We start from the raw sequence: 6,293 nt of genomic DNA, 5'->3' as shown, positions 1-6,293 counted from the left end.
CACCCGGTCCCATTTCGAACCCGGTCGTTAAGTCTGATTGCGCTGATGGTACTGCATCTGGGAGGGTGTGGGAGAGTAGGTCGCTGCCAACATTGGTTTTTTAATATGGTTGTGGGGTGTGTGCCGTTGTGGTGCACACCCCCCTTTTTTTTGTGCTTGTTGTGTGTTGTGTGGCACACAGGGGGTGTGTGCACAAGGGGGGTGCACAGGGGGTGTATGCGTGCGGTGCGCAGGGGGTTTACATTATCCATTGTGGAGTTGATATGAAGTGGTGGGGGTGTTGGGTGAAGGGGTCGTGGAAGGAAATACTGTGGCTGTGTAGGCATAGTCGTTTATTATGGTCCTCACTTTCAGCGATGGTGAGTATGCGTGGATAAGTATCGTCACCAAGCAAGGGGGCACCGGCGGCGTGCATATGCAGCCGGAGTTGGTGAGTTTTCCCAGTTATTGGGTGTAGCTCATACAGGGCTAATTCTTCATGATCGTGTCCGTATTTTTGTTTCAGACTGGCCTGCAGGTCGGAATTAAGGATCTGAACATCATTGACGATTGTTGTGGCATTAGGCGTGCCGTCGACAATGCGTGCTTGCATGATTCCAGGTGTTTTTTCAATTCGATTGTGCCAGCGGTTACCAGGAATAATGTCAGGTCTGTATGGTGCAATGGCGTGATAGACCTTAGAGACTTTGCGGTCAGAAAAAATTTTCTGATATGCACCACGAATTTCCTTGCGTTTGGTAAAGAGAAGAACGCCTGAGGTCATACGGTCGAGACGGTGTGCTGGAGTCAGTTCATTATTTCCAGTAAGTCGACGCATCTGTACTGTTGCCGTCTGGACAATATGCTTAGCTCGTGGCATGGTCGCCATGAAAGGGGGCTTGTTGATTACTAGCAGATCGTCGTCGGAATGGATTATTTCGCAAGAAAAGGGGATGGGCTTTTCCTCGGGGGGAATGCGATAAAACCACAGGTCATTTCCTGCATGAAGAGTGTCATGAGGTGCGAGAATGGTTTTTTCCACACCGCGTACCCTGACTACTTCTGCATCGCGAAAGCGTTTGAGCAAAGCAGCCTCATCATCTTGTGGATGCCTAGAGCGCTGAGTAGCGATAAATTCTTGCAAAACTTCATAGGCACTTTGCCCGTCATACTCTTCAGGAATCCGAATCCTGGTGGGATTGAGCCCATCCTTGATGGGTAAGGGATCTTCACCACGATGGAGTCGAATTATCTTGTTCACAGTGATTTATCTTACTTGAGTGACATATCTGGCAGATAATTGTCAACCATTGGGCTTTTGCCCCTGCACTATGAGGAATAAAATAAAAGTAGAACTTCAATGTGATTGTGAGGTTGAACATGAGCGACTATATTCTCGTTGCAGTTGATGGCTCTGTTGCTTCTCAAAGAGCTGTTCAATGGGCAGCTAACACAGCGCACAAGCGTGGGGTCGTCTTGCGACTAGCAGCAGCGTATTCCATTCCAGAATTTCTCTACGCCGAGGGGCTTGCACCACCAGAGGAAGTCTATGCCGAACTCAAAGATGAGGCCATGGAAAAAATCGAGCAAGCTCGAGAGCTAGCCGTAGAAATCGCCCCTGACCTAGAGATTGACCATATGATTTCTCAACAAAGTCCCATACATATGCTTCTCGACGCCAGCGCAGATGCAAGCATGATTGTCATGGGTTCACGTGGGCTTGGTGGTTTTTCCGGCATGGTGCTTGGTTCGGTATCGGCAGCCGTCGTCAGCCATGCACAATGCCCGGTGGTGGTATTGCGTTCTGATAATGAACTAACAGAAGAAAATAAATATGGACCTGTCGTCGTAGGTATTGACGGTTCAGAAATATCGAAGAAAGCAACGGAATTTGCTTTTGCTGAGGCCAAGGCTCGTGGGGTCAAAGTGATTGCGCTGCACACATGGATAGACACTCATATGCAAGGTGCGCTTTCTGCGATGGCTCTTGGCGCCGATATTTGGGCAGACATTGAAAAAGAACAGCATAAAGTGGTTCGAGAGCAGCTCGCCCCAGCGCTTGAGCATTATCCAGATGTTGAGGTGGAAACGGTTATCACGCATGATCGTCCGGTACATGCCTTAGCGGAGATAGCGAAACAAGCACAATTATTGGTTGTGGGGTCGCATGGTCGTGGTGGCTTTAAGGGGATGCTGCTTGGCTCTACCTCGCGTGCACTTCTGCACTCTGCACCGTGTCCGCTTGTGGTGGTGCGACCAACAGAATAAATACAGATAGACCAATCTGTCGCTATAAACTAGAACACTGTGGATAGTTCATATAAGATTGCTGTGTCCACAGTGTTCTTTTGGGTGCGGCATGAAAGGGATTGAGAAATACAGTGGCTGAGGAAAAGGCAAAAAAGAGTGGTCGATCATCAGGTAATGCTGGTCGCCGTCGGAATCGTCCCAGCCCCAGGCAACGACTTTTAGATAGTGCCACCACCCTTTTCACCACAGAAGGAATACGCGTAGTAGGAATTGATCGCATTTTGCGTGAAGCGGATGTGGCAAAAGCCAGCCTCTACTCACTCTTTGGCTCTAAAGATGCACTGGTCATCGCCTATTTGCAGCAACTCGACGAACAGTGGCGTGCCCGTTACGCAAAGCGCATCGAGGATATGGAGAATCCGAGCGATAAAATCCTTGCTTTCTTCGATCAGTGCATTGAAGAAGAACCGCAAAAAGACTTCCGTGGTTCTCTATTTCGCAGTGCAGTAAATGAATACCCGTGTCCAGAGGCAGATAGTGAGAAAGCAATCGTTGCCACAGCAACCGCTCATCGACAATGGTGCTTGGATACAATTGCACAATTGCTTGAAGAAAAAAATGGTTATCCTGGCACCAGTCAGGCTCAGCAAATACTTATTTTCCTTGATGGTGGATTAGCAGGAGCACAGCTTGCACATTCAATTGAGCCATTAAACATTGCGCGCGACCTCGCCCTCATGTCTTTATCGGCTCCACCGGTCGATTACTCAATCTAATTCCTCAGGTCTACGGTGCCGCCCAGTATAATCTTTGGGTGGTTTTGCCTTGTACTGCTTATATGCAGCTGAATGTTGGCGCTGATACTCTTTGTGCGCCGTTTTAAGCTGCTTTTTGTGTTCCCGCAATTTTTTATAAAACTGGCGATATTCTGCTCGCGCTTGCGGATCGACAATGCCGGCAAGCCCTAAAATACGACGATAACTATTGATTTCCTTCTTTTGCCGCAGATAAGCTGCGCGCTGCTCTTTTGCGGCAGCTTGTGCCTGAAAATGCTCGGAACCATAAGGATATTTAATGCGAATAATGGAATAGAGTGTGATATTTTGCGCGGTTGTCCACAGGTTATTACTCACCCAATACAGAGCAACGGCAATGGGCACTGCACCACCAAGACCAGCACTGAGCAAAAGCAGTGGTGCAGCAATAAGAATACATATCACAATGCGATTGAGGTAGATTGCCACCGGTGATCCATGATCGAGAGCATAAGAATTACGTACTAGAGCAAGCAAGATATTAATAGTGGTAAAAATGCAGGCCAGTATGATTAACGGCAGGAGAAAATGTCGAACCTCAGCGACAGAGGTGCCTAATTCTGCAAGGCGTTCTGTACCCATCCGTGGAAAAGCCGATAAGGGCATTCCACTGAGTTTTGTGGCTAAAAAAGCATTCACATCATTGCTACTGAGCATACCGACGTTTTGCGTCGCGTGAGTATTATCGCTAACAGTAGAAACACGCTTGACGACGCGGTACAATCCCAAAAAAACCGGTATCTGAATGAAAATCGGTAAACAACCGGCGGCAGGGTTGTAGTTATTTTCTGCCTTAATCGTATGCTGCTTATGCTTGAGCAGGCGTAGATTCTTTTCAGTCGGATTGCGTGCATATTCGGCTTGTAATCTTCTCAGCTCTGGGCGCATAAGCACACTAATGCGTCCAGCACGTAGTTGCAGCCAAGATAATGGCGCAATAAGACCACGCACTGTGATGACTAAGCCGAAAATTGACAGCAACCATGCGTGGTTTTCATCGAGATGAAATACATGGAAGAGAAGTAAATGCCACAGTTTCATCACACCTGAGACTGGGTATGCAAATACTTCAAGCATGGTAGCTCATAGATCCTTTCTTCCCTAAGCGATAATAGCGTGCAGCTCACACCATAACAACGTATATAAGATGCAAAATGAAATTCCAAAGCACGTTTTTACCTGGCACATATCCCCAATAGAATAGAGGCAGCATAGTTCGACTTGCCGAGGGAACAGAAAAAACCCAAAAGAAAAGGATAGTCCATGCACATTAGTGTGGCACCACTGCGAAAAGTCACCCAAAATATCGCTGATACTGATATCACAGCGCATAATTATGATGCGCAGCCAGGAGCAGCCAACTTTAAGCGAGCCATGAATATCCTCACCGCTGTGCTGATCATGGCAAGTTTAGGGGCATTGGTGGGCGTCGAACGCTCTGTTGCGCTTCTTGGGGTACTGCTGTGTACCTTATTCATTGCCGCTTATACCAGCTGCATTATCCAGAATAGATATGCATGGCAACCACTGGTCAGCATGGTTATTGTGTTGATTGTTTGGATCATTATGCTGCCGATTATCCCAGTTTCGGTGTATCTCGTGTTCCCGATATTCTTTTTATGCTTGCGACTATGGCCAGATGCGCGTGGAATCATTGGTGTGCTTGGTGCAATGCTGGTGGCAATTATTAGCCAGTGGCCACATTTGACTATCGGTGCAATTATGGGTCCGGCAGTATCTGCCCTGGTGTGCATCGGTATCCACCTGACTTTTAAGGCATTGTGGAAAGCAAGCAGGGAACGCGAAAGCCTGATTGAACAACTATTGCAAACCCAACAACAACTTGCAGAAACTGAACGTGCTGCTGGTATTGCTTCAGAACGTCAACGTATCGCACACGAAATTCATGACACGCTTGCTCAGGGATTATCGAGCATTCAGATGTTATTACGAGTTGCTGAGCAGGAGATTAAGAAATCTTCCTTGAGTCAACAAGAACAAAAAGCACCACTAGAGCGCATGGCATTGGCGCGTCGAACAGCGGCAGATAATCTTTCTGAGGCGCGCGCAATGATTGCAGCTTTGCAACCTGCTGCATTATCTAAAACCTCTTTGGAGGGGGCATTGCATCGTGCTGCAGAGCATATTGTTGGCCCCGAGGTCATTATCGAGGTGGAGGGAGAAGAACAGCAATTGCCAATGCGCACAGAGGCGGCGTTGCTCAGGATTGCTCAGGGGGCATTGGGGAATGTGGCAAAACATTCGCAGGCGAGTTTATGCCATGTGACTCTCAGTTATGCTCAGGATGAAGTGCGGTTGGATGTTGTCGATAATGGGCAGGGGTTTGATCCGGAAAAATTAGCAGCACAACCTGCAGGTTTAGGGCATATCGGTATTTCTGCCATGCGGCAGCGCGCCCAGGAGCAGGGCGGAAATTTGGTGGTGGAGTCCACGCCTGGGGAGGGGACAGCTATTTCGGTTGCATTGCCGGTGGAGGCGTAAAAGTTGCCAGTGCCACAGTCACTAAGTCATTCTTTTGCGACCTAAGTGGCTAAACTAAATAATGATATAGCTAGTGCGAAAGGTGGTACTATAGCAGATGATTAGAGTTTTGCTTGCCGACGACCATGAGATAGTTCGCTTGGGACTGCGTGCGGTATTAGAAAGCGCAGAGGATATCGAGGTCATTGGAGAAGTCGCAACGGCAGAAGCAGCTATTTCTGCAGCACAAGCAGGAGGCATTGATGTTATTCTCATGGATCTACGGTTTGGCGCTGGTGTGGAAGGAACGCGTTTAGCGTCGGGGGCGGATGCCACAGCGGAGATTAAGCGCACTATGCATAAGCCACCTCATGTGCTGGTGGTCACAAACTATGACACCGATGCTGATATTCTGGGGGCAATTGAAGCAGGTGCATTGGGATACCTACTCAAAGATGCACCACCAGAAGAACTATTAGCGGCAGTACGATCTGCCGCTGAAGGCGATTCCACACTCTCACCTACGGTAGCTAACCGCTTGATGACCAGAGTCCGCGCCCCACGAACCTCGTTGACTCCGCGTGAGCTAGAAGTGTTGAAATTGGTTGCCTCAGGTTCATCGAACCGCGATATTGGCAGGCTCCTCTTGCTCTCAGAAGCAACAGTAAAGAGCCATCTGGTACATATTTATGACAAACTAGGCGTGCGTTCACGCACCTCAGCAGTGGCCGCAGCGCGTGAACAAGGCGTGCTCTAGACCCTTGTCGT

6 protein-coding genes and 1 rRNA gene are annotated in these 6,293 nt (G+C 48.5%); 5 read left to right on the top strand and 2 right to left on the bottom strand.

The window, feature by feature from the left end; genetic code table 11:
• A 5S ribosomal RNA gene (gene rrf, locus EML15_RS10090) occupies nucleotides 1-92 on the top strand; the annotation flags it as partial.
• Nucleotides 93-238: 146 nt separating this feature from the next.
• Here the strand turns inward: rrf and EML15_RS10085 are convergent.
• Nucleotides 239-1,240 carry a pseudouridine synthase gene (locus tag EML15_RS10085; protein WP_349236858.1) on the bottom strand — a complete coding sequence of 334 codons (1,002 nt, stop codon included), beginning with the start codon at nucleotides 1,238-1,240 and terminating at the stop codon, nucleotides 239-241.
• A 119-nt stretch (nucleotides 1,241-1,359) separates the two neighbouring features.
• Between EML15_RS10085 and EML15_RS10080 the strand changes: the two genes are divergently transcribed.
• The gene (locus EML15_RS10080; protein WP_144275007.1) at nucleotides 1,360-2,247 is read left to right on the top strand and encodes a universal stress protein; all 888 of its coding nucleotides are present in this window, start codon (nucleotides 1,360-1,362) and stop codon (nucleotides 2,245-2,247) included.
• A gap of 113 nt (nucleotides 2,248-2,360) precedes the next feature.
• Nucleotides 2,361-3,005: a TetR/AcrR family transcriptional regulator gene (locus EML15_RS10075; RefSeq protein ID WP_144275009.1), complete on the top strand. Its 645-nt coding sequence runs from the start codon at nucleotides 2,361-2,363 to the stop codon at nucleotides 3,003-3,005.
• Here EML15_RS10075 and yidC read toward each other — a convergent pair.
• Nucleotides 2,997-4,121, bottom strand: coding sequence for a membrane protein insertase YidC (gene yidC, locus EML15_RS10070; RefSeq protein WP_144275011.1), 1,125 nt, complete (start codon nucleotides 4,119-4,121; stop codon nucleotides 2,997-2,999). The genes EML15_RS10075 and yidC overlap by 9 nt on opposite strands.
• Nucleotides 4,122-4,418: 297 nt before the next feature.
• On the opposite strand from yidC, the gene EML15_RS10065 reads away from it, so the two are divergent.
• Both EML15_RS10065 and EML15_RS10060 read left to right on the top strand, forming a co-directional pair.
• The gene (locus EML15_RS10065; protein WP_246847016.1) at nucleotides 4,419-5,546 is read left to right on the top strand and encodes a sensor histidine kinase; all 1,128 of its coding nucleotides are present in this window, start codon (nucleotides 4,419-4,421) and stop codon (nucleotides 5,544-5,546) included.
• A 97-nt stretch (nucleotides 5,547-5,643) separates the two neighbouring features.
• Nucleotides 5,644-6,282, top strand: coding sequence for a response regulator transcription factor (locus EML15_RS10060; protein ID WP_144275015.1), 639 nt, complete (start codon nucleotides 5,644-5,646; stop codon nucleotides 6,280-6,282).
• The last annotated feature ends 11 nt before the right edge of the window (nucleotides 6,283-6,293 follow it).

It is taken from the genome of Corynebacterium sp. sy017 (assembly GCF_017918135.1).
In the GTDB taxonomy this organism is placed as follows: domain Bacteria; phylum Actinomycetota; class Actinomycetes; order Mycobacteriales; family Mycobacteriaceae; genus Corynebacterium.
The sequence above is the reverse complement of the archived record's forward strand: the minus strand, read 5'-3'. Positions and strand labels throughout refer to the sequence as shown.

Bases quoted from the DNA above. Each gene is read 5' to 3' on its own strand.
- EML15_RS10080 (WP_144275007.1), top strand. From the start codon at position 1,360: ATGAGCGACTATATTCTCGTTGCAGTTGATGGCTCTGTTGCTTCTCAA.
- yidC (WP_144275011.1), bottom strand. From the start codon at position 4,121: ATGCTTGAAGTATTTGCATACCCAGTCTCAGGTGTGATGAAACTGTGG.
- EML15_RS10065 (WP_246847016.1), top strand. From the start codon at position 4,419: ATGAATATCCTCACCGCTGTGCTGATCATGGCAAGTTTAGGGGCATTG.
- EML15_RS10060 (WP_144275015.1), top strand. From the start codon at position 5,644: ATGATTAGAGTTTTGCTTGCCGACGACCATGAGATAGTTCGCTTGGGA.